This window comes from Picosynechococcus sp. PCC 7117, assembly GCF_001693275.1.
Classification (GTDB): Bacteria; Cyanobacteriota; Cyanobacteriia; order Cyanobacteriales; family MRBY01; genus MRBY01.
The window spans coordinates 1,383,982-1,410,037 of sequence record NZ_CP016477.1; the positions used below are offsets into that span (position 1 = coordinate 1,383,982).

Consider the following 26,056-nt stretch of genomic DNA (forward strand, 5'->3'; position numbering starts at 1 on the left):
GGCCTAGGAGTTCATTGGCTCCGAAACCTGAGTTGTCTCCCCGTGGTTTACCCGCGACGGCAACTCCAGGCAGTAACCCGCCCCATAAACCGTTTTGATGTACTGGGGACGACGGGGCTCCGGCTCTAACTTCGTGCGCAGGTGGCGAACGTGCACCCGGATGGTCTCAATATCATCGGAAGGATCATAACCCCACACTTCCTTGAGGATTTCGCTGGGAGAAATGGTCTGACCGTGACGTTGCAGGAGACAGTGGAGCAATTCAAATTCAAGGTGAGTCAACTTGATGGTCTGATCAAACCAAATCGCCTCGAATCGCTCTGGGATTAACGTTAACGGGCCGTAGTTTAAAATTTCTGTGTGTTTGGCGGCCTGGGGAATGCGATCGCTCCGTCGCAATAAAGCCCGCACCCGCACCAACATTTCTTCGACTTCAAAGGGCTTCGTGAGGTAATCATCGGCCCCCGCATTAAAGCCATCCACCTTATCTTGGGTTTGCCCCAGGGCGGTTAACATCAAAATGGGGATATCTGCTGTGCGTTCTTCCCGCCGAATTCGTTGACAAACGGTAAACCCGTCTACTTTCGGCAACATCAGATCCAGCATGACCAAATCGGGTTGTAGCTGCACCGCCAATGCCTGACCTTTAATACCGTCTTCGGCACGACTGACGTCATAACCCGCCATTTCAAGGTTTATCGCAACCAATTCGGCGATCGCCGGATCATCATCAATAATTAAAATTCGAGGCATCACAACCAAGCTAAAGCAACTGCTTCTATCTTAAAAGGAAAATTCAAAAGGATTAAGGAATTTTCACAAAATTTCCCGGTCATGACAATCAAAATTTATGGATAATCGGCCTTATTCTTTGATTTTCAAAGGTTTCACCCACTCGATCTATTTAGAAAGAACATTACAGATTACCAAGCAATGTTAACTTTTGCGTAAATTTATCGGCACTCAGTCTCAAAAATCTAAAGAAAATCTTAAGGCGACAAGCGTGCTTTTTGGGCGCGATTCTTATGGTACCAAGCTGCAATTTCTGGACACCAAGTTTCAAAGTGAACAAATAATAATTCACAAAGTTGTTGGGCTTCTAGTTGGGCGTCTTTTTTCCAACGCAAATCTAACAAATGCATCAGCGATCGCACATTGCAACTCATAACAAAGTGTTGCCGCGCATCAAAAGGAATCAAACTCCGAGCGTGCTCCTCGGCCAAGCCTTCTTCAATCCGTTGCCGATAGCGATCGCAGGCAGCCAGACACCATTCCTTATCCGCCTGGCGTTGTTCTTCTGAGTAAAAATATTTTTTCCCTTGACGATTGTCATACTTACCCACAGGCCGTAGGTAAAAGACCTCTTCTACGTCCCGCTTGCCTTCCGCAACATCAATAATCCGCTGTCCTGTATAGCGGAAAGAATTGTGCACAACAACACCATTTGCCACAAAATTATGCCAAGGCCCTTGTACTTCCAGATCGTAGGTGGGCTGGATCCCAAGATATTCCACGGCAACCACCTTCACCGGATGTGCTTTTAAACGACGACCCTTAGATTTAGGTTTTGCCGCCCACATTTCAGGTTTTCGGATGGGGTGAAATCGTCTGGCAAAATCCTCTTCCAAGTGATTTTGATGTAGAGATTGATGGCAAGTCTGACAAAGAGAAACTAAATTCTCAAATTCGTAGGCAAGGGATTTATCCGCAAAAACGGGTACGAGATGATGGGCATGTAATTGTTTACCTTGTTTGCCACAAGACTGACAAATATAGTCGAATTTTGCATGGACTTGTGGAGCAATTTGTCGTGTCCAGGCCCCAATCTGTTGCCGCTCTGTGGCAGTGCCGCCTCTCCAAAAATGAGAATCTGCACCACGTTTGGTGAAACGTTGCGCATTCCATCGCCGTGTTTCCATAGCTGTCTCAGACAATGTAAGACGATAACCCGTTAAACCTTTATTCCAAGGTTGTTTGGTTCCAGGGGAGCGTTTATTGAGTTGGAGGCCATGATGGTAGCTCCACTTTTTCACAGATTCGATAGAGCAATTCGCTAAAGCAGCAATTTCATCGACATGTAACCCTCGTTCATGTTGCTGTTGTAGCCAAGCACGACTGCGATAACAGCCATTACCGACAACTGTTTTTAGCCCTCGCCGATGACCCGCAGGAAGTTTTAATTGAAATTTCTTGGCCCAATGGCGAATCACGTCTGGGGAACAGTCACAAATAATAGCAATTTGCTGAGCTGTTAACCCTTGTTTTACCTGTGCGGCTAACCAAGATTGCTGACTGTAGAGAGCATCGGGACGGACAACGCCGTTGGTCATGACTTCACAGGTTTTTGTCACTGCTAGGACTTGATGATCTTCATCGGTCATTAAACCCAGGGCTTCTCCCATGCGTTGCCAGCCTTGGGTCGTGTAGAGACGATGATTAACGGTGCAGTCCAGGGTTTTTCCATCGGCTAAGGTCAGGCGATAAACGGGCTGCTCACCGCTACTCATTACATCTTGGAGATGGCCAATTTCAAAATTACCAGTGTCCTCGTTCAGCACCCTTAGTGACATTTTTCGCAAGCGAGTTTTACAGTCGCGGCGGTAAAAGCCTGGTTGTTCACCTTTGCGACCACGAATTTTGCGTTCCCGTATGGCTTTTTCTCCGTTGTGCCAGAGGTCATGGAGATCGCTAATTTTAATTTTGCGGAGAGATCCAGAGGCTTGGACAAAGGTGATTTCTGTATCTCCGGCGAGACACTGTACATCAAAGGAGACGCCCACGCGATGAGTCCGGATTTGCTGCATCATCGAGTGGGGAAAATAGCCCACATTAAAAACAATCTGGGGATGTTCCAGGGGGCCATAGTGACCGCGACCACCCGCCAAAAGATGTTTGACAATTAACTCCCCTGCTTTTTGTTCATCTGGAAAATTACTCTGTTGTTCCCACACAAATTCCTCGCAGTAGTCCTGGTGCATGGCACTCCAGATGGTTTGTTGGGGGTTGGGGGTAGAGCGGAGCACTTCAACGCGAAATTTATCCATGACAATTCAAACTCAGGAGCAAATGGAGATGTAGGGAAAGAAAAGATTTGATTTCACCATAGACAAAAATAAGCGATGTCCATGGGGGTTGTAATAAAAATTGGGGCGATCGCCAAACACATTCAGAATCTATCTAGACCCTGGGCAAAGTGACTTTCCCGGCTTGGTTTTGGTATTTGCCCCCCCGATCAGAATAGGTGGTATTGCAAGGATCACCTTCAAAGAAAAGTAGTTGCACAACCCCTTCATTGGCATAAATACGGCAGTCGGTACTAGAGGCATTGCTAAATTCAAGGGTGATTGCACCGCACCAGGAAGCCTCTAGGGGAGTTGTGTTCGCAATCAGACCGACACGGGCATAGGTGGACTTACCAAGACAGATCGCGGTGACGTTGGGGGGCATCTGAATTTTTTCGAGGGACACGCCCAAACCATAGGAATTAGCCGGAATAATAAAGTAGTCACCGTATTCATCGCGCTTGAGGTCAACCCGTTCAAGGTTTTCCGGGCTGAAGGCTTTGGGGTTTACAACGGTGCCAGGGATGTGGCGGAAAATGAGAAATTCTTCGGGGCTGAGGCGAATATCGTAGCCATAGCTAGACAGGCCGTAGCTGAGGGCCGGTACAGTTTGCTGGGGGGACAGTTGGATCTTGCGGATCAGTGAGGCTTCAAAGGGAGAAATCATCCCCTGTTGGGCTTGTTCGAGGATCCAAATATCGTTTTTCAGCATGTTCCCTACGGCAAAAATCAGACATTATATATTCCCACAACTGCTTACAAATTTATAGGCCTACGGCCAGGCGATCGCCCCTGAAATATCCCAACCGCGCCCCCGGAATTCCCCAACCGCCAAAAAACACTCCCTGCTTTAAAATACCGTTTGTAGCCAAATCGCTTTAAAATCAAGCCATTATAACCAGACAAAGGAGTATTTCCATGAGCGCAGAAAGTATGATGTTCAACGGCTTTATCATTGCCATCACCGCAGTTCTCTTTGGTGTAGCTTGGGGATTTTTGATCCTCAAAATCCAAAATAAAGCAGGCAAAGCCGAATAGGTTCAGCACACGATTGTTAGGATAGGGGTATAGCCTTATATCCCTCCCTCACTGGCGATCGCCCTCTAAAATCATGTTTAACTTCTTCAAAAATAAACAAACCGAACCAGCCGCCCCACCCCAACCAAAAGACCCAACACCACGGATTGAATTTTTCAACGGCATCAGCGAAGAACTCAGCAACGTTAGCCTGCAGCGCAACCCCAAAACAGGGGTCAAATCCGTCTCCATGACCTTTGCCCAACTCAATGCCCTCGACCGTTTTCAGAGCTTTACCGCTGGTTCTAATGGCATTGTCCGACTGATCGACGAAGAAGGAGACATCGCCGTTACCCCCTCCAGTTGCCGCATCGTCTTTGGTGGTGAAGAAGGAGACGAACTGCGGGGCGTCATTTGTCGCTTTGAAATTGATAATGCCGACCACTGGGAAAGATTCATGCGTTTCATGCACCGCTACGCCGATGAACATGGCTTTGCCTATGGTGAAAGTGCTGAAACGTCCGATGAACCATCTCCATTAGCATCAGAAACAGATTCAGAAGCTTAGGATGCAGGATTAAGCCCCTTGTCATCCCAAAAGCGCATCGATCCCCATAAAGAGTATCAGCGGTTACGAATTTAGCGAAGAAAGAATGTGATTCTTTATCACAACTTCTTGCGGTGGCGAGAGATTTTTAGGCCATTCGAACTATCAGCAGGAAAATAAACAATTGTCGGAATCAAATAATATTGGTCTCCTCACAATGGGAAAGAATAATCCCCTCGTTTATTTTCTTGATATTCATAATTAATTGATTAGTTCGAACTCCCATAAGGTCGAAAATTGACAGTCTGACCTGCAGCTTGAGAATACTCTTTTTAGGATGGTAAACAATGCTTGGAGAAATGTGGTCATTTAATGGCAGGTATAAGATCCTGCACATGACCTGGTTTGCTTTTTTCCTGTCGTTCGTGGTGTGGTTTAATTTTCCACCTTTCGCAACCACCATCGCCCAGGACTTTGGCTTAGACAATGCTCAACTAGGCACAATCGGGTTGTGTAATGTTGCTTTGACGGTGCCCGCACGGATCATTATTGGGATGCTGTTAGATAAATACGGCCCCCGGTTAACCTACTCATTATTGTTGATCTACGCTGCGGTTCCTTGTTTGATTTTCGCGACGGCCCAGAGCTTTAATCAACTGGTATTAGGACGCCTCTTGATGGGGATTGTTGGGGCTGGTTTTGTGATCGGGATTCGGATGGTCGCAGAATGGTTTCCCCCCAAAGATGTGGGTACAGCAGAAGGCATTTACGGGGGCTGGGGCAACTTTGGCTCGGCATTTTCGGCCTTTACCATGGTGATTTTTGGGATCATTTTGGCTTTCCTCCCCGGTGCGTTTAATTTCGGCCAGCCGGAAAGTTTTAAGATTCTCTTTTTCCCGGAATTTAATACGGCTATTTTGAATTGGCGGGCGGCGATCGCCGGTACAGGGATTATCGCGGCTTTGTATGGGATGTTGTATTACTTCAGCGTAAGTGATACCCCCCCTGGGAAAACGTACCACCGCCCGAAGAGTGCCCGGGGCATGGAAGTCACCACCAAAAAGGATTTCTGGTTCCTGTTGGCCATGAATTTGCCTTTGACCCTGATTTTGATGGTGCTGGCGTGGCGTTTGCAAAAGGTGAATTTTTTAAATGGCACTGGCTTGGCGATCGCCATCCTGGCGCTAGTGGGCCTCTACCTGTTCCAGACCTACAACTGCTGGACTGTGAATAAGGACTTAATGACCGGGAAAAAACGCTATGCCCCGGAAGATCGCTATGACTTTAGCCAAGTGGCCATTTTAGAACTGACCTATATTGTGAATTTCGGTTCTGAGCTTGCGGTGGTGACCATGTTGCCGGCTTTCTTTGAAGGCACCTTTAGTTTAGACAAGGCAACGGCGGGAATTATTGCTTCTAGCTATGCGTTTATGAACTTGATGTCCCGCCCAGGGGGAGGCTTGATCTCCGATAAGATGGGCAGCCGGAAATGGACAATGGTTGTCCTCACGGTGGGCATGGGGATTGGTTATCTCCTGATGAGTTCGGTAGCAGGTACTTGGCCCTTGGCGATCGCCGTTTTGTTAACGATGGCCTGTTCTTTCTTTGTGCAAGCCGCAGAGGGGTCAACCTTTGCGATTGTTCCCCTCGTCAAACGACGCATTACCGGGCAAATTGCTGGAAACGTTGGCGCCTACGGCAATGTGGGAGCAGTAGCCTATTTGACAGTGCTATTGTTGCTCACCGAAGCTTCGGCAGGGGCCAATGGGGGCGAACCCGTGATGGCAGCGGTGAATGCCGGTTTCTTCCAAGTGTTGGGGATTACAGGTTTAATTGTTGCTTTCCTCTGTGCCTTTTTCCTCAAAGAACCCAAGGGTTCCTTTGCTGAGTTCCATGAAGGCGAAACAGAAATGACAGCGACTCCTCCCGTTGAGGAAGAAGCAACCTATTAGGTTTTTGAGATTAGTTTAGGCACAACCTGTAAAACAAAAGTCATGGCAAGTAATGGCGTTTTACAGGTTTTTTCTATATACGTGCTTTGGGGCCATGGTAAGTCTCTCTTGATCATCGCCCCAGGGGATTTTTTCCTTAATGAATGCCATTTAATTTTCTGGCATTTTTTAACTCTATTATTGAAGTCTTAAAGTTAGCGGTTTAGCAATGGATCAACGCAAAACGAAAACCCTTTGTCCCTATTGTGGTGTTGGTTGTGGCCTCGAAGTTTCTGAGGTGATCAAAAATGAACAACCCACCCTCAAAGTCATGGGCGATCGCCAACATCCATCCAGCCTCGGTAAAGTCTGTGTTAAGGGCGCGACCATTGCCGAATCCCTCGATCAAGACCGCTTACTTTACCCTATGTATCGGCGATCGCTACAGGATCAATTCCAGCGCATCAGTTGGGATGACGCCTTTGAGCTAATTGTAGAACAGATCAAAACGGTACAGGCAACCCTCGGTGTTGAAGGCATTGCCATGTATGGCTCCGGACAACTCCAAACCGAAGACTATTACACCGCCCAAAAACTCCTCAAGGGCTGCCTCGGTACCAACAATTTCGATGCCAACTCCCGCCTTTGTATGTCCTCCGCCGTGGCGGGCTATATCCAGAGCTTTGGGGCCGATGGGCCGCCCCCCTGCTACGAAGACCTAGAATTAACCGACTGCGCCTTTATCATCGGCAGCAATACCGCCGAGTGTCACCCGATTGTGTTTAATCGCCTACGCGAACACCACAAACGCTCTAAAGCAAAATTAATTGTCGTTGATCCCCGCCGCACCAAAACTGCTGAAGTGGCCGATCTTCACCTGGCGATCAAACCCGGCACCGATATTGATTTACTCAACGGCATTGCGCATCTATTACTGAAATGGGGCAAAATCGATACCCTCTTCATCGATGAATGTACCAAGGGCTTTTCTAAATATGCGATGCTCATCCAGAGCTATACTCCCGAAACGGTGGCCCGACGCTGTGGGATTCGCATTGATCACCTCGAACAAGCGGCCAAATATTGGGCCAATGCGGACAATGTTCTGTCCCTGTGGTCGATGGGGATGAACCAATCCGCAGAGGGCACAGCCAAGGTACGCACCCTGATTAATTTGCACCTAATGACCGGGGAAATTGGCAAGCCGGGGGCCGGGCCTTTTTCCCTCACGGGTCAACCCAATGCCATGGGGGGCAGAGAAGCGGGGGGACTGGCCCATTTACTGCCGGGATATCGCCTCGTCAAAAATCCAGAGCACCGCGCCACCTTAGAAAAAGCCTGGCAATTACCCCCAGGAACTATTTCACCACTACCCGGAAAAGATGCCTGGGCGATGATCGAGGGGCTAGATATGGGGACAGTGGGTTTGCTGTGGGTGGTGGCGACGAATCCAGCGGTGAGTATGCCCGACTTGGAACGCACCAAGGCCGCACTGTTAAAATCTCCTTTCACCATTTGCCAGGATGCCTATTACCCCACGGAAACGTCTAACTACGCCCATCTCCTCTTGCCAGCGTTGCAGTGGGGCGAGAAAACAGGCGCAATGACCAATTCGGAGCGAGCTGTGACCTATTGTCCCCAGTTCCGCGATCGCCCCGGTGAAGCCTGGGCTGATTGGGAGATTTTCGCCGAGGTGGGACGCCGCCTTGGATTTCAGCAACAGTTCCGGGCGGTATCTTCAGCAGAGGTTTACGCAGAATTTGTGCAGCTCACGGGCGATCGCCCCTGTGATATGACGGGGCTAAGTCACCAACGTTTGGCCACCGAAGGGCCGATCCAATGGCCCTGTCCCGCTGGTGAGACCAAGAGTGAACCAGAAACAACAGCCGACAACCGGGGTTTATTGCAAAAATTATTCCACCAGGACGAACCCCTCAAGGGCAAACGGCTTTACACCGACCGACGGTTCCATACCCCCGATGGCCGGGCCAGATTTGCGGCGTACCACTCCCGGGGTCTGGCAGAGCCGCCAAACACCGACTATCCTTTTGTGCTGACCATTGGACGACTTTATGGCCATTGGCATACGATGACCCGCACGGGACGAATCAAAAAAATCCAAAAAATGCACCCAAATCCTTTCCTGGAAATTCACCCCCGCGATGCAGACCGTCTCAGCATTACCGACGGGGAAATGGTGGAAGTGCGATCGCCGCGCGGTATGGCCCGATTTCCAGCGCTGATCACGAAAAATATTACCCCTGGCACCGTTTTTGCGCCGATGCACTGGGGCGCTTTGTGGGGAGAAGATACCGAAGCCAATGCCCTGAGCCACGCTGAAGCCTGTCCCGATTCATTGCAGCCGGAATTAAAAGCCTGTGCCGTGAATGTGCAAAAAATCACCGGCCCTGTTCCCCAGGAAAAAGCGACAGCCGAGCCTGTATTGCAGCAGCTTTAGGACGATCCGAAACCTGGGTTATGATATCCCTTTTGAACGTGAGCAATTGGGGTTGGTATGGCAGTGGACTACGACTTGGTGGTGATTGGGGCAACGGGGGCCGGCATTGCGACGGCAAAACGGACGATCGCCTCTGGCAAAAAAGTTGCTTTAGTGCAGCAAACAGGGGAGCCACTCCAGGATCAACAGGTACTCGCCCTCGAAAAAACCTTGCTACACCTGGCCGAACAGCTCCAACCAATGGATATTGCCGCCTGGGTTAAGGGAGCGATCGCCCCGAATGATTTCTATGAACCCTTGGCACGCCTGGCAGAAGCGGGCGTTGATGTAATTCCAGAAATGGGTAGTTTTGTCTGGAAACCCAGCACCTGTTTTGTCACCGCAACCCGTCGCCTCCAAAGCAAACATTATGCGATCGCCACAGGTACCACTTGGGCTACGCCTCCCCAGGATGTTTTTTTAAGCCCCACTGACCTCTTAAATCCAGAAATTTGGCGCACCCTGCCAGAAAAAATTGTCCTTGTCGGTCACGATCCCCATTGTCTTACCCTTGCCTACTGCCTCGCAAAATTGGGAAAAACAGTCACGTTAATTAGCGCAAAAAGCCTATTGCCCACGGAAGATCCTGACTGCGTCCAACGGTTACAGACTTGCCTCGAAGTGGCGGGGGTAACGCTCCAGTTTGGGATCATCCCAGACCTTTTTAACCAGGAAAATAAAGCCGTCATTTGGGCCAAAGAGCGCCGGGGTTTAACGACGCAACTGAATTTGCCCCCCGATTTTTGTCAGCCGCCCCAGATGTGGTTACGGGTTGACCCTGAGCTTAGAACTCCCCGCAGCAATATTTATGGGGGCGGGCCAGTGCTTGGTGGTTATGCTTTGCCGGAATTGGCGATCGCCGAAGCGACAACCCTCGTGAACAATATGGCCCAGCGCCGGAAAATGCCCTGTGTCTACGGCGAAATTCCCTATCGTTTGTTTGAACCGCTACCTTTTGATCATGTGGGTGCCCAAGGTCAAAATCTGCCCCCCGACGCAAAAATCCTGAGTAAGACTCTAATGATCGATCGCGTTGATCAACTGCAATTTCCCCAAGACTTAACGCTCAAATTGTGGCTCGATGGCCAGGATCAACTGTTGGGGGCCACCATCCTCGGCGATCGCTCCGGCAAACTGATTTACCATTGCCGTGATTTGATTCAAACTAAAAAACCTTTCCAGACATGGGACAATCTCCTAGAAAATGCGGGCCTTTTGGCGGAGATGGTGTGGTGATGCAGCGTAAAACCCAGGCAAAATTTATCGTTTTTGAAGGGATTGACGGTTCCGGTAGTTCAACCCAAGCCGAGCTTTTGTACCAACATTTTCAGCGACAAAAGATCCCCGCCGTCCTCAGTCCCGAACCCTCCAATGGCATTATCGGCAACCTCGTTCGAGAAACTCTGCGGCAACGGCTGCGCTTTACCACCGATCCAACCCAACTAAATCGGCAACTGGCCTATCTCTTCGCTGGCGATCGCCATGATCACCTTTACAACGAAATTGACGGCGTCTTCAAACAACTTGCCGCTGGGATCCAGGTGATTACGACCCGCTATTATTTTTCTTCCCTCGCCTACAACGCCAGCAATGCCGCCGAATACGAATTTATTTACCGTCTCAATCAAGATTTTCCCAATCCCGATCTGGTGTTTTACTTCGATCTTCCCGTGGAGGTGGCCCTAGAGCGCGTCCAAAGGCGATCGCACCAAGAAATCTACGAAACCAAAACCAAACTTACCCAAGTGCGCCAAAACTACCAACAAATTTTTCAAACCTATCCAGGGAATTGGCAACAACTCGACGCCACCCAACCCCCTGAAACCATCCACCAGCAAATTCTCCAAACTATTGCTGATTATTTTGTAACTGCTCCTGAATCTGGGTCGGACTAGGCGGTGTCCCAAATTCCTCCAGGGGCTGCAACTCCAAATCAAACCCATTCCCATTGGGCGGTGGTAGCGGCGTGCCACTATCGAGGGGCTCAAGCTGAAAATCATTATTCGGATTGACTCCCGGCACCTGGGGAATCGTCGGCGTGCTGGGATTCAGGCCCGGAGTTTGTTGACCCTCAAAGAAAGAATCGAGGGCTTGCTCTCCCTGGGTTCCTGCCCCTGTTCCCAAGGCTACCCGCTCCCCACCAATGGATTTGAGCCAATCTAAAACCTGAATGACTTCCTGATAAGGACGCTTTTCCGACGCATTGAGAACGACAACACCATTAGGATTGCGCCCTAAATAATCCTCAACAATTTGTGAAAATTGAGCCTGGGTCTCAATCAGTTGTTTTTCCACATAGATTTGCCCAAAGTCCGTCAAACTCACAATGACCATATCGGGCATTTGGGTCGTTGCGCTCTCCGCCACAGGTAAATTTAAGTTAATCGCTTGCTGTCGCGATAAATTCACTGCCGCCAGGATAAAAAAGGTCAGCACACAAAAAATCACATCGATCAGCGGAATAATTTCGATGCGCAGATCCGGCGCAGAATTTTCTTGCCAGAGTTGGAACGGCCTTAAACCCAAAGTTTCTGGCTTAATTGGCTCACGCTTCATTTTGGTCTCCTTCAATGAGCATTGCATCTACATTGTCAACAGAAGCAGGTAATCCTTCGAGATAATTTTGGCGATAGAGCATTTCCAGTTCACTGCCTGCTTGACGGAAAAGGCGCACCTGATTGCTCGAAAGCGCTTGGAATAAACGGTAAAAAGCTAGGGCCACAATCGCGACGATCAAACCCATCGCCGTCGAAAAGAGCGACTCACTGATCCCCAAGGTCACCCCCGTGGTCGAATCTGTACCTAAATCACTCAATTGGATTGATCCTAAGGAGTTGATTAAGCCCAAAACAGTTCCCAGGAGTCCCAACAAAGGTGAGAGGGCAATGACCGCTTCTAGGACTTTTTCACCGCGACGCATATTCGCCAATTCTTCATCAGCGGCCGCTTCGAGAGCCAAGTGAAAAATTTCTGGGTCGGTGGCCTGTTGCTTCAAAGGAGCATAGAGAAAGCGACCAAGGGGATGTTTTTGGCAGGTGCGGGCTATTTCACTCACCGCTTGCCATTGGTAATGGGCCGCATCCAAAATTTTGTCCTGGACCCGCTGGCTTTGTTGGATCACTTTCCACCAAAACCACAGCCGCTCAATAATCGTACTCAGAGCCATAATCGACAAGAGTACTAAGGGCCACATCGCTGGCCCCCCACGGTTTAGGATATCTAGAACATTCACCGAGGCACCTCACTCCGGTCACACCAAAAAAAAGACTGCTCCAATTCTAAGGTTTTTAATGGTGTTTTATTCGTCTGTTGGAGGGCAGAAATTTTTAGGGAAGTTTCTGGATTTTTTGATTATTGGATCGGATTGTGGATCGTTACCAGTTTCGTCCCGTCGGGAAAAGTCGCTTCTACCTGTACTTCATCCACCATTTCGGCGACCCCGACCATGACATCATCACGGGTTAGCCAAGTCTGTCCTTCGCTCATCAGTTCGGCGACCAGTTTACCTTCCCGTGCTCCTTCCAGGATTAAGCCTGAAATGTAGGCCACCGCTTCAGGATAGTTGAGCTTGAGTCCTTTATTTTTCCGGCGTTCCGCCACTAGAAAGGCCGTGAAAATGAGCAGCTTGTCTTTTTCCTGGGGCGAGAGTTGCATGGTTTGGACTGATACGCAGATGAATGTGATTTTAGTCTACCTTGACTCCCCTAAATTCAAACCCACTACCCCAGTAATCAGGTCGAGAACTTTTTATTTTTTCTGAGCTAATCAGTAAAGTAATATGGATAAAAATGTGTAAAGCTATATGTACTCATCGTTTGAGTGGCATCATCAACGGAATATTAGTAACAAAGCAAAACATGGAGTTGATTTTGAAACGGCCCAATATGCTTTCTTCGATCCCCATCGTTTAATTGTCCATGATGCTCAGCATAGCGAGGTGGAAGAACGATGGTTCTGCATTGGTAAAGTAGAAGAGCGTATTCTGACGGTGCGGTTTACCTATCGCCATCAGGTTATTCGTATTTTTGGTGCTGCTGAATGGCGTAAATGGAGAAAATTTTATGAGCAATATCACGCCGGATCCCGCTAAACCGATTGGTGAAGTTACTGTGGTGAGAGATTTTTTACCGGCACCGGAGGAATTGATTCCCAAGAAAAACCATGTGCGGGTGACGATGGAATTTACCCAGGAAAGCATTGAATTTTTTAAACAAGAAGCAAAACGCCACAACGCTTCCTACCAAGCGATGATTCGTAATCTTGTGGATGCCTATGCGAGACAACACCAGTAAGGTTTTGAAACTATTGCGCCACGACAAAGGGGGCCAGTAACCCGATCGCCATTCCACCCAAGACCAGCCAGAGAGAATTGATTTTGTATTTGATCAAGAGAGATAATGCGGCGATCGCCACTCCAATGGTCAGAGGATCAACTAAAGAAGATTGCGCCAGAAACACGGTGACAACGGTCATAAGACTCAGCGCACCAATATTCACCCCATCGAGAAAGGCCCGGAATGATTTGGCCTGGAGCAGTTTCGGCAAAATTGGATTGAGAATCACCACAAACAAAAACGAAGGCAAGAACATCCCCAAGGTGGCAACCCCGGCCCCTGGTACTCCACCGAGCAAATAGCCGATAAACGTCGCCGTCGAAGATAAAGGCCCTGGGGTGATTTGACCAATGGCGATCGCATCGAGGAGTTGCTGATCCGTTAGCCAACCGAGGCGCTCCACAAAATCTGCCCGCAAAAAAGCCACGAGGACGTAGCCACTGCCATAGAGCACCGCCCCCACCTTAAGAAACATTAAAAAAAGCCAGCCCAAACTGAAATTTGCAGGGGTGCCATTCAATAACAACAGCAACGGAGCGGGAACAATGCTACGGGTTTGTTTTGTTTTTAGCCATTGGCCCCCTAGTTTTTTCCCTAGGCCAATGAAGCCACTCAGAAACAACAACCACAGTTCATGGAGGCCGACCAGGGATAGCACCACATTAAATACCGCTAAACCGATCCCAAATCTATCTTTAATTGCCTTTTTCCCAAGCTTCCATAGGGCCTGGGCAATAATGGCGATCGCCACTGGTTTGACCCCATAGAGCAGCCATGTCCCCTGGGGTGTTGTGCCAAACTGCTGATAGGCGATCGCACAGAGCAGCATTAAACCCACCGCCGGAGCCGTAAAACTAAGGCCCCCCATGAGCAAGCCCCACCAACCGGCGCGCTTAAAACTGAGGTGGATTGCCATTTCCGTGGAATTGGGGCCAGGAATTAAATTTGTTGCGCCGAGAATGTCGAGAAATTCCTGTTCCGTAAGCCAGTGGCGTTTTTTTACCACCTCGTCGTGCATCATCGCAATGTGAGCCACAGGGCCGCCAAACGCCGTAAAACCTAATCGCAAAAATAATCGAGAAATCTCCTGCAGTTCAGACCATTGCGCCATGATGAATGTTATCGAAATGTTTAATCATTTCCCCCTCTGCCTAGGCCACAACCCCTAATAAATTCGTGCCACAATAAGTGAAAGATGACTATTGCATCACAGTGTAGGAGGGTTACCTATGGTTGCTACGCCAATTAAAACCGAAAAGCGGTTAACGATCCAGACAGAAAAGGTTAACGACAACACCACAACGATTCGTTCACTGGACTGGGACCGCGATCGCTTTGACATTGAATTCGGTTTGCAAAATGGCACCACCTACAATTCCTACATTATCCGGGGCGAAAAGATTGCCCTTGTGGATACCTCCCACGCGAAGTTTCGGCAGCTATACCTCGATGCGCTTACCGGCGAGATTGACCCAAAAACCATTGACTACATCATCATCAGCCACACAGAACCGGATCACAGTGGTCTAGTGAAAGATGTTTTAAAAATTGCCCCCCAAGCAGTGGTGGTCGGCGCAAAAATTGCGATTAAGTTCCTCAAGGATTTGGTACACGATCCGTTTGAATTTATCGAAGTGAAAAGTGGCGATCGCCTCGATTTAGGCAATGGTCACAACCTTGAATTTGTCAGTGCACCGAACCTCCACTGGCCCGACACGATTTTTACCTACGATCCGGCAAGCGAAATTCTGTTTACCTGTGATGCCTTCGGGATGCACTATTGTTCTGATGCCACCTACGACGAGGATCTCCAGGCGATCACACCGGATTACCGTTTTTACTACGAATGTTTGATGGCTCCCAACGCCCGCTCGGTACTGAGTGCAATGAAACGGGTGGACAAGCTCGACGGGGAAATCTCCTTAGTTGCCAATGGCCATGGCCCCCTGCTGAAGCACAACACTAAGGAAATGATGGAATGGTACCGCCAGTGGAGTGAGGCCCAAACCAAGGGCGATAAAATGGCGGCGGTATTCTATGTCTCCGATTATGGCTACAGTGACCGTATTTCCCAGGCGATCGCCAAAGGGATTACCAAAGCTGGAGTTGCCGTAGAAATGGTCGATCTCAAAGTCGCAGATCCCCAGGATGTCCACGAAATCGTTGGTCGCGCCGCAGGGCTAGTGATTGGCATGCCCCCCATCGACAGCGCCTACAACGCCGAATTAAGCAAAGCCGTGGGCACCATTCTCGCCGCATCAAAGGATAAACAAGTTGTGGGACTATTTGAATCCTACGGCGGCAACGACGAACCCATTGATCCGTTGCTGATGCGCTTCCGGGATGCTGGCCTGATCAAAGCTTTTGATTCGATCCGCGTCAAGGATGAACCCAGCGAAGGTCTTTATCAGCTCTGTGAAGAATCTGGTACTGACCTCGGCCAATTGCTTACCCAAAAAGAAAAGCTCAAACAACGGAAAAATATCGATACTGAACTCGATAAAGCGATGGGACGCATCAGTGGCGGTCTGTATATTATCACCGCCCAGAAAGGCGACATGAAAGGGGCAATGGTCGCCTCCTGGGTGACCCAAGCCAGTTTTGAACCCCCCGGTTTTACGGTAGCCGTAGCAAAAGACCGAGCGATTGAATCCCTGATGCAAGTGGGCGATCGCTTTGTGTTGAATATCCTCGAGGAAGGGAAATACCAACCTTTGATGAAACATTTCCTCAAGCGTTTTCCCCCCGGCGCAGACCGATTTGAAGGGGTAAAAGTGCAAACCGCGAAAAATGGTTCCCCGATTTTGAATGATGCCCTGGCCTACCTCGAATGCGAAGTGGTCAGTCGGATGGAATGTAGCGATCACTGGATTGTGTATAGCAAAGTCGCTGCGGGTCGCGTCTCCAACCCCGATGGTTTAACTGCTGTTCACCACCGCAAAGTGGGTAATTACTACTAACTAAATAACTTGAATTTTTAGCTTTCACAGGGGAGTATTCATTATTGAGTACTTCTTTTTTTCTTGGATTAAAATAAAACAGTAAACATTGCAGGCGATCGCCATGGTTCATCCCGCTCTTAGTGCTATTCTTGAACGACTGCGAGACTCTCTCAAAAGAATCTATGGGCCAGAACTCAAAGACTTAATCCTATTCGGGTCACAGGCGAAAAATACGGCAAAAGAAGACTCAGACATTGACATTGCCATTGTTTTAAAACACAATTTTGATTTGGATCAAGAATTAGAAAAAACCAGCGCCATAATTGCTGATATCTGCTTGGAATATGACATTTTAATCAACCGCATTTTTATGGACAATGAATATTTTGAAAAACACCGGAGTGCTCTAATTCGAAATATTCAGCGAGAAGGTATTTATTTGTGAATTGCCAGCAGCAAAACTTAATGAGTAAGGCAACTGAAAGTTTAGAAGCAGCCAAATTATTACGAGATAATCAATACTTTGATTATTCGGTTTCGCGAGCTTACTACACAATGTTTTACTTAGCCGAAGCTTTTTTAGAAGGAGAAGCAAAAACTTTTTCGAGTCATGCTGCTGTAATTTCTGCTTTTGGTCGAGATTTTGCTAAATTAGGTAAAGTGCCGCGGGAATTCCATCGTTTCCTTATTGATGCCCAGTCTCTTCGACAGACAGGTGACTATGGAAAGTTCCAGGCAATTTCTGAATATCAAGCGAATCAACAGATTGAAAATGCTACAAAATTTCTTACTTTTGCTAGGGATTATTTCAAAGAATTTTAAGAATTATGTTGCCTAGAAAGCGATCGCCAAAGGGACTTTTACACTGCAACTATCGTCTTTTAATAAAAGTGAGTTCCGTTCGCTGTGAAACCCCATTATTTTCTTTCTTCATTCCTGCTCTGTAGCTGTTTTTCTGTCTCCCCAGCGGCCCTAGCTGAATCAGAATCCAAAAATCAATATACCCAAACCGTCACTCGCACTGTTCTAGCTGAAGGGTTGCCGGAAGCGGCCCCCAATCAAATTTTGGAGTTGGTGCGTTATGAAATTCCCCCCTTTGCGACCCTGCCACCCCACATCCATCCTGGCTTGCAAATCGCCCGGGTGGAATTTGGCTTGTTGACCTATGCAGTGATCGAAGGCACGGCACTCATCACCCGCACAGATGGCACAAAAGAAACCTTAACTGCGGGACAAAAAACCCTCCTCAAACCTGGGGATGCGGTAACAGAATCCGAGGGAATGGTACATTTTGGCCAAAATGAAACCCCTGACCCAGTTATTTTGCTCGCCACTTCTCTGTTGACCGTCGGGGAACCAAAAGCAATCCTCATGGAAGAATAGTTAATTGAGAGGATAGTGGGTTTCTAAATAAGTTAAAGCAGAGGGGCGATCGCCAATGTTTTGGTCGAGGGTTTGTTTGAGAAGATCTGATAAAATATCGCGAAATTGTGGCCCCGGTTTATAGCCTAATTCTTTTAAATCAAAACCATTAATGGGTGCTTGGATAAATTGCCAGCGGCGGAGATAATGCCATAAATCGTGACGCATTTTTTTCGGGATGATGGCAGCTAGCAAGATAATTTCTGGCAAGGATAAATGCTTAAGGGCAAAGACTTTTTCACTCAGTTTTGTGGCCTGGAAAAGTTTGGGCAAAATTTGCGCTTCATGCTGGGAAATTGTCTCTAACCGTTGCAAACTATCCTTTGGTAATTGCAGGCGATCGCCCACTTTTAAGCGTTCTGCTGTGGTCAAATTTAACAACAAAGCTTCCAGGCGAAGACGCCAATGTTCCAATTCATAATCGGGGTCATGATAGCGTAACCAACGATCCACACAGCGAATTTGCCACCAAACCGCATCTGTTAAAGCCAGATTTTTATGGATGCATTTCAACGCGCCCAGATCGTCTAACAATTGTAATGCGGGCTTCCAATATTTTGCTGTTAAAAGATATTTTAATTCCGCCCTTAATCGCGTCGTGAGTGCTGGGGCCTGGGGTTTTTCGTGGTGCAATTTGTCGTAAATGCCAGAGGCGATCGCATAGCGAATATATTCCTCCGTCTGCACTTCTAGCTGAAAATTTAACCGCACCGCAAACCGCACCGCCCGATAGATGCGCGTCGGGTCTTCGATGAAACTGTTGGCATGGAGCACCCGAATTTGCCGTTTTTTGAGATCCCAAAGCCCCCCGAAAAAATCGAGCAATTCCCCCGATCGGGGTTCCGTCAGGCGCAAACAGAGGGCATTGATCGAAAAATCGCGCCGATACAAATCCTGTCGAATCGAACTCGCTTCCACTTCTGGATTCGCCGCTGGATAGGGATAAAACTCCGTTCGGGCCGTGGCAATGTCCAGCCACAGGGAACCCAACACCGGATCTTTGTGCCACAAAATCGCCGCCGTTTGGAATTCCCCATGCACCGATAACCGCGCGTTGGGTTGGCGCTCGCAAATGTAATTCGCCAAAGTCACCCCTGCTCCCACATCCGCCGCCGTATGGAAACCATCTACCACCAGATCAATATCCTGGAGCAGTAATTCTTCGTCGGAATCTGAAAGCAATACGTCCCGCACCGCCCCACCGACGAGGTACAAATGCCAGCCCCGTTTTTCGGCTTCCGTTGCCACCCCTTGCAATAACTGCCACAGGGAAGGGGCCAGCCGTTCCGCAAAAATTTCCCGCAAAGGATAGCGATTTTTGTCATCCTTGGGAGTGGGTAACAGATCAAGAGGCTGCTCGTCCTGGTGATGTTGTCGCAAAACATCCGTCCGCGTCACAATGCCCAAAAGTTGATCACCCTCGATCACTGGTAATCGCCCCACATCGTCCGTCACCATAATCGTTTCAATGTCGCGCATGGTCGTGTCCGGCTGGATCGTGCGCACTTCTCGACTCATATAACCCTTAACGGGGGCATGGTGAAAGCCATGGTGAATCGCCAAATCTAGATCCCGCCGCGAAATGACCCCAACCAGTTGTTGCCGATCATCCACCACCACTAACCCGGAATGGCCGTAGCGAAACAACACCCGCTGGGCTTCCTCGATGGAAGTTTGGGGCAAAATCGTACGCACGGGGGCCGTCATTAAATCCCGCGCCGTCAGGGCAGGGGGCACCTGGGCAATGAATTCGGCATAAATTTTGTGTAACATTGCCTCTGGTTTGTTGAGGCGCAAGCTTAGGGATGCGGCTTGATCGTGACCACCGCCACCATAGGGCGTAAACAGTCGATTGAGACTTGTTCCCACAATTCGCGATCGCCCGATGATCACCATTTTCCCTTCCGCATCGGTCTGATGATAAAAATGCCCCAGTAACAGCGCATCGAGGTCGGTCATTTGCATCATCTGCTCGACGAGATTCGACAGTCCCGGCACAAAACTCGCTGTTTTTAGCAAGACTCGCGCTACCCGATGGCCATCAACATTTTCCCGCTCCAGGTTGGCGATCGCCTCCGAAAATAAATGTTGCACCAAAGGCGAAAAACCGGGTTCAGCATACTCCGCAATAATTTTCACCATGGCACCCTGACCCATTAGCCACGTCAAAGCCTGGGCATCCCGTACCGTTGTTTGGTCAAAGGTGAGTGACCCGGTATCCACATGAATCCCCAAGGCCATCACCGTCGCCGTATAGGGATCGAGTTCTACCCCCCGCGCCTGCAATTTTTCTGCAATGATCGTCGTTGTCGCCCCCACATCTTCAATTTCCACGTAGGTCGCCGGAATGTCTCGCTCCTGATCAAGGTGATGATCATAAACTTCGATCTGCTTCACCTGGGGTCGATCTAGCCATTCCTGGGCCTTACCCAGCCGTTGTCGCTGCTGATTGTCCACCACCATAATCGTCCGCAACTGCTCCGGGTGCACCGAGCGCATCTCAATAAACGGAAACTCCCCCCGATAGAGTGCGAGAAACCGCTTTACCCCTGGATGTGCGCCGCCAGTCAGCACGACCCGCGCCCCAACCCGCAAATATGCCAAGCCAATCGCTGCTCCCAGGGCATCAAAATCAACGGTTTGGTGACAGAGAATTACATCCATAAAAAAGACAATCGACAAAAATTCAATACTTAATATTTATTTAATCCAAAAGAGTTTTGGTAGTCACCAATTAGAAAATCTATCATTGCAATTAATAAAGATGATTCAAAAGAAGCTCAATAAAAAAGAGGGAAATACTAGTCATAATTAGAGCTGGTCAACTAAAATTATGCGTACTTAATTTTTGGTATTTCTTAGGCAACCAGATAACTCAATCCCCAGAAATAGCACACTTGTTCTCAAAACAAGATTCATTTAAGACTTCCAAATAACTAAAATCACACCAGCAGTAATTAGCCCCGAACCAACTATCCTGCTTATAGGAATGTTTTCACCGAATAAAAAATAACCAATAAATATCGAAAAAATGTAAGTAACAGATAATGCTGGTGCGGCAATGCTTAAATTCACTCTAGCCAATAAGAAGATATACGCCCAAGTTCCCAGACTGTAAAAGAGCAATCCGCCAACTAACTCTGGAATCAATAAAATTTCAATTATACGATAGACAATATTTTCAGAGACAATTTCATTTATTTTTAAAGCTCCTGTTTTCAAAAAAAATTGGCCGCCAATACTTGTTATGATATAAATAGAAAGTAAAATCAACTCATACAATCCCAAAACACTCAAGCCTCTAATTTTCAAGTTATATGTAAGCTTGTATAATAAAAAACATCGACAACAAAACCCAGTACAAATACATTATTTATTTTTGATAACTTAACCTATTCTTAGGATAAATTTGCTGGGCAAATGGTATGTATTCATTATCTGGAATTTTAGAACCCGCACCAATACTGGAACGAGCTCCTAAAAAGACATTGTTGCCAATTTCAATAGTTTTAACATAAAGCAACAAATTATTACGCCTAGGTTTAATTATATGTGAACATATAGTAACTTGGCCGCCAAAGATAACATTGTCACCAACAATTAAAAGACTACGATCAACTACCTGAATACCAGAAGTCCAATATATATTTTTGCCAATTTTCGCTCCCCATAATCTTAACCACAAAGAAAATGCCCCTGGGAAAAACAACAGTAGCTGTTCAAACATAGGGAAAGTACTATAGAAAACTTGTAACTGATGGCTTCCCCACCAAGGACTATACTCGGAACCAACTAAATAACTGATACCTTCTTCAATAGGATAAAAGTATTGATGTATGCGATGAATAATTGGCGGAAATATGTATATTATAAAAAATAATAACAAAAGAATACTTATGCTAGGTTTGTAAGACAGCATAATCAAGCATAACAATATGCACGTAATTAATAGAGCTGGAAAAAAAGCAATGCTTCTACCTAAAAAACTCATGTTTTCACTATTTTAGCTAAATTAAATTATCAAATTCAAATACCTTCAATTTCAATTTTAAACTATACACATTGCTGAGCAGAAAAAGGCTTAAAAGAATCTTGCTCATCTAACCTTTGAAGTACACTAGGAGGAAGACTATCAGTCATCATAAAACGCAGCAAATCTAATCTTTGTTGACTATAGATTTCTGTTTGTAACTCCTCAAGAATCTGAACTTTATTAGTTCGCGAAAGATAGCCTTTACCTTGCTCTATGGCATTGAGTAGACGCTGAGGACCATACTGAACCATTTGCAAAAATTCTGTGAGTGCATAGTAAATACTTTCTAGGCTTTCAGGAGTATAGTCCCATTCCTGAAGTGTCACCACTCCTGCTGCATGATGGCGCGATTCAGCTTCGAGAAATCCTCTTAAAGTAGTTGCCATATTCTGTTGTAAACATCCTTTCGCCAAAGAACGATAGTGACTAAAGCCCCAACCTTCAAGAACAAGCTGTACTAAAGTCATCAAAAGTGCCTTATCAAAAGATTCAACAATTTCCCCCATAAATGCCAAGAAAGTGTCTCCGTTAAAGATGGGGGGTTTGTCTAAAAAAGTTTGAATTTGACTGAGATGAGTTGCTTCATCTGCGGCAAACAGACTATAAAGCATACGCTCTTCTCTGGAATCAGCCAACAATAACATTTTAGACATATATCCTACCCCTGCATGCTCAACCCAATAAATTTCTTCTAACAAATCTCGATTTGCCTTTTGAAGAATAATAAATTGTTCAGACTGGTTTGCTTCCTGAAAAATACTTACTTGATCTAGTCCTAAAAAGGAAGCATCCCAATATAAAACTTCATTTAATGGGCTAGTGTTATGGTTGGAATCTTTTAATGCTCCTTTTAGAATTTTTTTTAAAGGAGTAAAATTGGAAGAAAATGGTAAATTATATGAACTAAAATTCAATGAATTCATGATTGTCAATTGTCATTATATAATCTTGATGTCGAAACGAAGTAATTGGCTTTCGTCAATTTATCATCCTGCTAGTTTAGACACAGGTTCCGGCAATTCTCCTGTAGCTACCATACGCAAGCCTGCTTTCGTCATATTAGTTTCTGATAAATCAGTGAGGCAAACCAATTCATCACCATCGGAATGACCTGGATTTGATTTTTCAAAAAATGATATATGCGGGTTTTTACGTCTATTTTCGGGTATTATTTTTAGCTCTGGACTAAGAATTTGAGGATTAGGAAATCTAACAACACCATGATCGGAATCATACAAATCTCCGAACTGATGATCCGCTAATTCCTTCATAAAGATTTCAAAATGCTCTGGAGTCTTAATATCATAACGTGGATAAAAGTCTCGAAAAAAGGTACAGAGCAAGCGATAAGTTCGATAACCTGAAGAAATAAGTAGCCAGTATAATTTTTGGGAGGAAAGGCCATGAATACTTTTGACAGCTTTAATCCAAGCCTGAGAAAGGATAGGAGATGACCACATTGAAGGGTCAGTGATTGTGTCACCAGAATAAACAATTTTTACTAATTCATTTTGAAACTTAGTTTCGTAAAATAAGATTGTGGAAAAGCCTTTCAATTCTTTCGTCTCAATTGAATATAATAAAATCGCCCAGTCCTTTTGTGATAAATCTTCTATAAAATCATCCCAGCGCCTACCGGGAAAGTGTGTCTCATGCAAAGCAAACATTTGCTTTCTTTGAGCGACAGATAATTCTTTAATGGCTATTAGATATGAGTGTATCATTTTATACTTTTTTAACAAAAAAACCTAGTTAATGATCATCTTAGTAGTGAATCATAAAATAGTTCTAAAAATATAATAATAGATCAAGAAACTTTAGATAGGCAATGCTTATAAAGGTATGTTTATACTAACATCTTAGCTGTTATGATTGCGTTGTGATAAGTCCCTAATAATCTTCTGTTTTGGTTTGTTAGGATTAAATAGGATTAAAGCGGATCCACAGTTTGTTGTGTTGTGTAGGTAAAAAATGAAAACTAATGCAAGTCTACTGTTCGGGTGTTTGATAGGAATCTCTCTTTTGGGATATCTGAGTTTTCGTTACAAATCTTCAGATACACAATCAGAGTTAATGGCCCAAGAAATCGTTCCGGAGCAGTCACATATTTTTGCGGTAGGTCGCCTAGAACCAAAAGGCGAAATTTTAACTATTTCTGGACTACTTGGGAGTAGAGTGGCAGAAATAACTGTACAAGAAGGAAATTGGGTCGAAAAAGGGCAAATTCTTGCTTTTCTTAGTGATTACCAAGTACAGTTATCTCGGCGTAATTTTGCTGCCAGTCGAGTAAGAGAGCTCTTTGCACAGTTTCAAGCCGAAACAAATGCAGCCAAGATCCAAGTTCAAGAATCGCAAGCCCAATTAAGATTAATAGATCAACCCCAAGCATCAGAAATAGAAGCTCAACAAGCTGTCCTAGAAGGGGCAAAGGTAGAATTGGAAAACTCTACGATAAGATATGAGCGTTATCGACAATTACGAGATAATGGTGCGATTTCTGATCAAGCCTTAGAAGATCAACGATTACTAGTAGAACAAGCTCAAACAAAAGTTGAACAAGCTCAAGCAACCTTTGATCGATTAACATATTCTCGTTTGAGTAGCCTTCAAAAAGCCAATATAACCGTAAATTATTCTCAAGCAAACCTCGAACAAATCAAGAATCGGATCCCCTTGGAATCAGCTCAGCGAGAACTGGAGCTTGCTGAGGCGCAACTTGAGCAGACAATTATTCGTGCACCTGAATCAGGGAGAATTCTTAAAGTTTTCACTCATCCTGGTGAAGCTTTAGATTCACGAGGGCTTCTAGAACTCGGTGACACCCGTAATATGTATGCAATAGCAGAAGTATATGAAACAGACATCACAAGGGTTAAAGTTGGTCAAGTTGCAAAAATTCATAGCCCTGTTTTCGATAAACCTATTCTGGGGTATGTAGAAAAAATTGGACAATCTGTTTATAAAAATCGCTTAATTAGTGACGATCCTGGAGCGCGTGTAGATTCAAGGATTATTGAAGTTGCTATCAGACTAAAATCAAGTGATGAGGCCGCAAGCCTGAGTCGCTTGCAAGTAGATGTAGAAATTGATTTATAACTCTGATTTTTTATGTTGAATAAAAAAGTATGGAGTAGTCTTCTACTAGCCTGGTCTAATCTTACCTATTCTCCAGGGGGCTCTTTCTTGGCAATTATAGGCAGTGGCTTTGCTGTTTTACTAGCCTTTGTTCAAATAGGGATCTTGGGATCTGTCCTAAGTAGTGCTGTATTGATTTATGAACAGCTTGATTTTGATCTTATTTTAATTTCTAATAAATCGTTAGAATTCAGTTTTACGCAGCCTTTTTCGCAGCAACAACTGTATCGCATTCAAGGTTTAGAAGAAGTAGATAGTACTGCCTCTATCTATCTGTCGTTTGCAGACTGGAAAAATCCTGATACAAGGGAACCCAATACAATTTTTGTATTAGGTTATGAGCCAGAAAAGTACCCTTTTCAAGCACCTGACATTAATCACAAGACAGAAATAGTAAAACAGCAAAAAACAGTACTTTTTAACGAAAAGAGTGATTTCGATGATTTTGGTGCAAGTTCATTTGAAGTTGGAACGATGACAGAAATAAAAGAAAGAGAAGTCAAAGTTGGTGGCTTTTTTTCTATGAGTAATAGTTTTAGATTTAATGGCTCTATTTTGATGAGTGCAGATAATTTTACTCAATATTTCCCACAGCGTTCTTTAGATGATGTGAGCTTGGGCTTGATAAAGTTAAAATCCAGTGTAAATCATAAACTTATCGCCCAAAAAATTCAAGAAATAATACCGGATAATATCAGCGTTTTTAGCCGCCAAGAAATCAAGAAAAAGGATCAGTATTATTGGCTGACATCCACAGCAATAGGAACAGTAATACTATTTGGAACTATTAGTTCTTTTCTGATTGGAGCTATTATTATTTATCAAATTTTAAGTGTTGACGTAACTGAGCGTATACCTGAATATGGCGCCCTAAAAGCAATAGGATATAGTAATCGCGAAATTATTAATGCTATCATTAATCAATCTAGTATATTAGGATTTTCAGGATTCCTTGTTGGCTGGGTATTATCTTGGCCAATGTATAGTTTCATGCGCTCAGAGACAGCACTTAGTATTTACATAGATCCAGTAACAGTAGTTTTCGTTTTATTTCTTACAATATGTACATGTAATATTTCAGCAATTCTAGCATCTCAAAACATCATGAAATTTGACCCCGCTGATATTTTTTAAAA

Annotated in this window: 26 protein-coding genes; 14 read left to right on the forward strand and 12 right to left on the reverse strand. The window is 45.9% G+C overall.

Going from position 1 to position 26,056, the window contains the following annotated elements; translation table 11 throughout:
• Nucleotides 1–3: 3 nt before the first annotated feature.
• From AWQ22_RS06700 to dcd, 3 genes are all read right to left on the reverse strand, one after another.
• A complete protein-coding gene (locus AWQ22_RS06700) occupies nucleotides 4–753 on the reverse strand; it encodes a response regulator transcription factor (protein WP_012306928.1) in 750 nt (249 codons plus the stop codon).
• A gap of 236 nt (nucleotides 754–989) precedes the next feature.
• On the reverse strand, nucleotides 990–3,044 hold the full coding sequence (gene thyX / locus AWQ22_RS17370) for an FAD-dependent thymidylate synthase (RefSeq protein ID WP_065710570.1): 2,055 nt from the start codon (nucleotides 3,042–3,044) through the stop codon (nucleotides 990–992).
• A 133-nt stretch (nucleotides 3,045–3,177) separates the two neighbouring features.
• Nucleotides 3,178–3,774 (reverse strand): dCTP deaminase, encoded by a 597-nt coding sequence (dcd, locus tag AWQ22_RS06710; protein WP_062433702.1) that lies wholly within the window; start codon nucleotides 3,772–3,774, stop codon nucleotides 3,178–3,180.
• A gap of 206 nt (nucleotides 3,775–3,980) precedes the next feature.
• On the opposite strand from dcd, the gene AWQ22_RS06715 reads away from it, so the two are divergent.
• From AWQ22_RS06715 to tmk, 6 genes are all read left to right on the forward strand, one after another.
• The gene (locus AWQ22_RS06715) at nucleotides 3,981–4,100 is read left to right on the forward strand and encodes a PetM family cytochrome b6-f complex subunit 7 (protein WP_012306931.1); all 120 of its coding nucleotides are present in this window, start codon (nucleotides 3,981–3,983) and stop codon (nucleotides 4,098–4,100) included.
• 73 nt (nucleotides 4,101–4,173) lie between these two features.
• Nucleotides 4,174–4,647, forward strand: coding sequence for a photosystem II reaction center protein Psb28 (psb28, locus tag AWQ22_RS06720; protein ID WP_065710571.1), 474 nt, complete (start codon nucleotides 4,174–4,176; stop codon nucleotides 4,645–4,647).
• 326 nt (nucleotides 4,648–4,973) lie between these two features.
• A complete protein-coding gene (locus AWQ22_RS06725; RefSeq protein WP_065710572.1) occupies nucleotides 4,974–6,578 on the forward strand; it encodes an MFS transporter in 1,605 nt (534 codons plus the stop codon).
• 208 nt (nucleotides 6,579–6,786) lie between these two features.
• Entirely contained in the window at nucleotides 6,787–9,015 is a 2,229-nt protein-coding gene (locus tag AWQ22_RS06730; RefSeq protein WP_065710573.1) for a molybdopterin oxidoreductase family protein, read from the forward strand.
• A gap of 57 nt (nucleotides 9,016–9,072) precedes the next feature.
• Nucleotides 9,073–10,290 carry an FAD-dependent oxidoreductase gene (locus AWQ22_RS06735; RefSeq protein ID WP_065710574.1) on the forward strand — a complete coding sequence of 406 codons (1,218 nt, stop codon included), beginning with the start codon at nucleotides 9,073–9,075 and terminating at the stop codon, nucleotides 10,288–10,290.
• Nucleotides 10,290–10,949, forward strand: coding sequence for a dTMP kinase (gene tmk / locus AWQ22_RS06740; RefSeq protein ID WP_065710575.1), 660 nt, complete (start codon nucleotides 10,290–10,292; stop codon nucleotides 10,947–10,949). Before AWQ22_RS06735 ends, tmk begins: the two co-directional genes overlap by 1 nt.
• Here the strand turns inward: tmk and AWQ22_RS06745 are convergent.
• The 3 genes from AWQ22_RS06745 to ureA form a co-directional block, all read right to left on the reverse strand.
• Entirely contained in the window at nucleotides 10,903–11,610 is a 708-nt protein-coding gene (locus AWQ22_RS06745; RefSeq protein ID WP_065710576.1) for a biopolymer transporter ExbD, read from the reverse strand. The two genes, tmk and AWQ22_RS06745, sit on opposite strands and share 47 nt — an antisense overlap.
• Nucleotides 11,600–12,220 (reverse strand): MotA/TolQ/ExbB proton channel family protein, encoded by a 621-nt coding sequence (locus AWQ22_RS06750; RefSeq protein ID WP_303396470.1) that lies wholly within the window; start codon nucleotides 12,218–12,220, stop codon nucleotides 11,600–11,602. The genes AWQ22_RS06745 and AWQ22_RS06750 overlap by 11 nt, the downstream gene beginning before the upstream one ends.
• Nucleotides 12,221–12,405: 185 nt before the next feature.
• The gene (gene ureA, locus AWQ22_RS06755) at nucleotides 12,406–12,708 is read right to left on the reverse strand and encodes an urease subunit gamma (protein WP_065710577.1); all 303 of its coding nucleotides are present in this window, start codon (nucleotides 12,706–12,708) and stop codon (nucleotides 12,406–12,408) included.
• Between the two features lie 148 nt (nucleotides 12,709–12,856).
• Between ureA and AWQ22_RS16370 the strand changes: the two genes are divergently transcribed.
• Both AWQ22_RS16370 and AWQ22_RS06760 read left to right on the forward strand, forming a co-directional pair.
• Nucleotides 12,857–13,144, forward strand: a complete 288-nt coding sequence (locus tag AWQ22_RS16370; RefSeq protein WP_071925380.1) for a BrnT family toxin — start codon at nucleotides 12,857–12,859, stop codon at nucleotides 13,142–13,144.
• Nucleotides 13,116–13,346 (forward strand): hypothetical protein, encoded by a 231-nt coding sequence (locus AWQ22_RS06760; RefSeq protein ID WP_065711658.1) that lies wholly within the window; start codon nucleotides 13,116–13,118, stop codon nucleotides 13,344–13,346. The genes AWQ22_RS16370 and AWQ22_RS06760 overlap by 29 nt, the downstream gene beginning before the upstream one ends.
• Before the next feature lie 10 nt (nucleotides 13,347–13,356).
• On the opposite strand, the gene chrA is transcribed toward AWQ22_RS06760, so the two are convergent.
• A complete protein-coding gene (gene chrA, locus AWQ22_RS06765) occupies nucleotides 13,357–14,499 on the reverse strand; it encodes a chromate efflux transporter (protein WP_065710578.1) in 1,143 nt (380 codons plus the stop codon).
• Nucleotides 14,500–14,617: 118 nt separating this feature from the next.
• On the opposite strand from chrA, the gene AWQ22_RS06770 reads away from it, so the two are divergent.
• The 4 genes from AWQ22_RS06770 (at nucleotide 14,618) to AWQ22_RS06785 (ending at nucleotide 17,713) form a co-directional block, all read left to right on the forward strand.
• Entirely contained in the window at nucleotides 14,618–16,348 is a 1,731-nt protein-coding gene (locus tag AWQ22_RS06770; protein ID WP_065710579.1) for a diflavin flavoprotein, read from the forward strand.
• Between the two features lie 103 nt (nucleotides 16,349–16,451).
• On the forward strand, nucleotides 16,452–16,775 hold the full coding sequence (locus AWQ22_RS06775; RefSeq protein WP_065711659.1) for a nucleotidyltransferase domain-containing protein: 324 nt from the start codon (nucleotides 16,452–16,454) through the stop codon (nucleotides 16,773–16,775).
• Nucleotides 16,776–16,795: 20 nt separating this feature from the next.
• Entirely contained in the window at nucleotides 16,796–17,152 is a 357-nt protein-coding gene (locus AWQ22_RS06780) for a HEPN domain-containing protein (RefSeq protein WP_065710580.1), read from the forward strand.
• 84 nt (nucleotides 17,153–17,236) lie between these two features.
• Entirely contained in the window at nucleotides 17,237–17,713 is a 477-nt protein-coding gene (locus tag AWQ22_RS06785) for a cupin domain-containing protein (RefSeq protein ID WP_065710581.1), read from the forward strand.
• Here AWQ22_RS06785 and AWQ22_RS06790 read toward each other — a convergent pair whose 3' ends face one another.
• The 5 genes from AWQ22_RS06790 to AWQ22_RS06810 form a co-directional block, all read right to left on the reverse strand.
• Nucleotides 17,714–20,416, reverse strand: a complete 2,703-nt coding sequence (locus AWQ22_RS06790) for a CBS domain-containing protein (protein WP_065710582.1) — start codon at nucleotides 20,414–20,416, stop codon at nucleotides 17,714–17,716. It abuts the gene before it with no gap.
• 255 nt (nucleotides 20,417–20,671) lie between these two features.
• Nucleotides 20,672–21,040 carry an EamA family transporter gene (locus tag AWQ22_RS06795; protein WP_065711660.1) on the reverse strand — a complete coding sequence of 123 codons (369 nt, stop codon included), beginning with the start codon at nucleotides 21,038–21,040 and terminating at the stop codon, nucleotides 20,672–20,674.
• Nucleotides 21,041–21,125: 85 nt separating this feature from the next.
• Nucleotides 21,126–21,479 carry a hypothetical protein gene (locus AWQ22_RS17085; protein ID WP_232321521.1) on the reverse strand — a complete coding sequence of 118 codons (354 nt, stop codon included), beginning with the start codon at nucleotides 21,477–21,479 and terminating at the stop codon, nucleotides 21,126–21,128.
• A 326-nt stretch (nucleotides 21,480–21,805) separates the two neighbouring features.
• Nucleotides 21,806–22,708 carry a ferritin-like domain-containing protein gene (locus tag AWQ22_RS06805; RefSeq protein ID WP_065710584.1) on the reverse strand — a complete coding sequence of 301 codons (903 nt, stop codon included), beginning with the start codon at nucleotides 22,706–22,708 and terminating at the stop codon, nucleotides 21,806–21,808.
• Nucleotides 22,709–22,771: 63 nt separating this feature from the next.
• Nucleotides 22,772–23,452, reverse strand: coding sequence for a hypothetical protein (locus AWQ22_RS06810; RefSeq protein WP_232321523.1), 681 nt, complete (start codon nucleotides 23,450–23,452; stop codon nucleotides 22,772–22,774).
• Nucleotides 23,453–23,756: 304 nt separating this feature from the next.
• Between AWQ22_RS06810 and AWQ22_RS06815 the strand changes: the two genes are divergently transcribed.
• Nucleotides 23,757–24,881, forward strand: coding sequence for an HlyD family efflux transporter periplasmic adaptor subunit (locus tag AWQ22_RS06815; RefSeq protein ID WP_084448970.1), 1,125 nt, complete (start codon nucleotides 23,757–23,759; stop codon nucleotides 24,879–24,881).
• 12 nt (nucleotides 24,882–24,893) lie between these two features.
• Entirely contained in the window at nucleotides 24,894–26,054 is a 1,161-nt protein-coding gene (locus tag AWQ22_RS06820) for an FtsX-like permease family protein (protein ID WP_065710587.1), read from the forward strand.
• The last annotated feature ends 2 nt before the right edge of the window (nucleotides 26,055–26,056 follow it).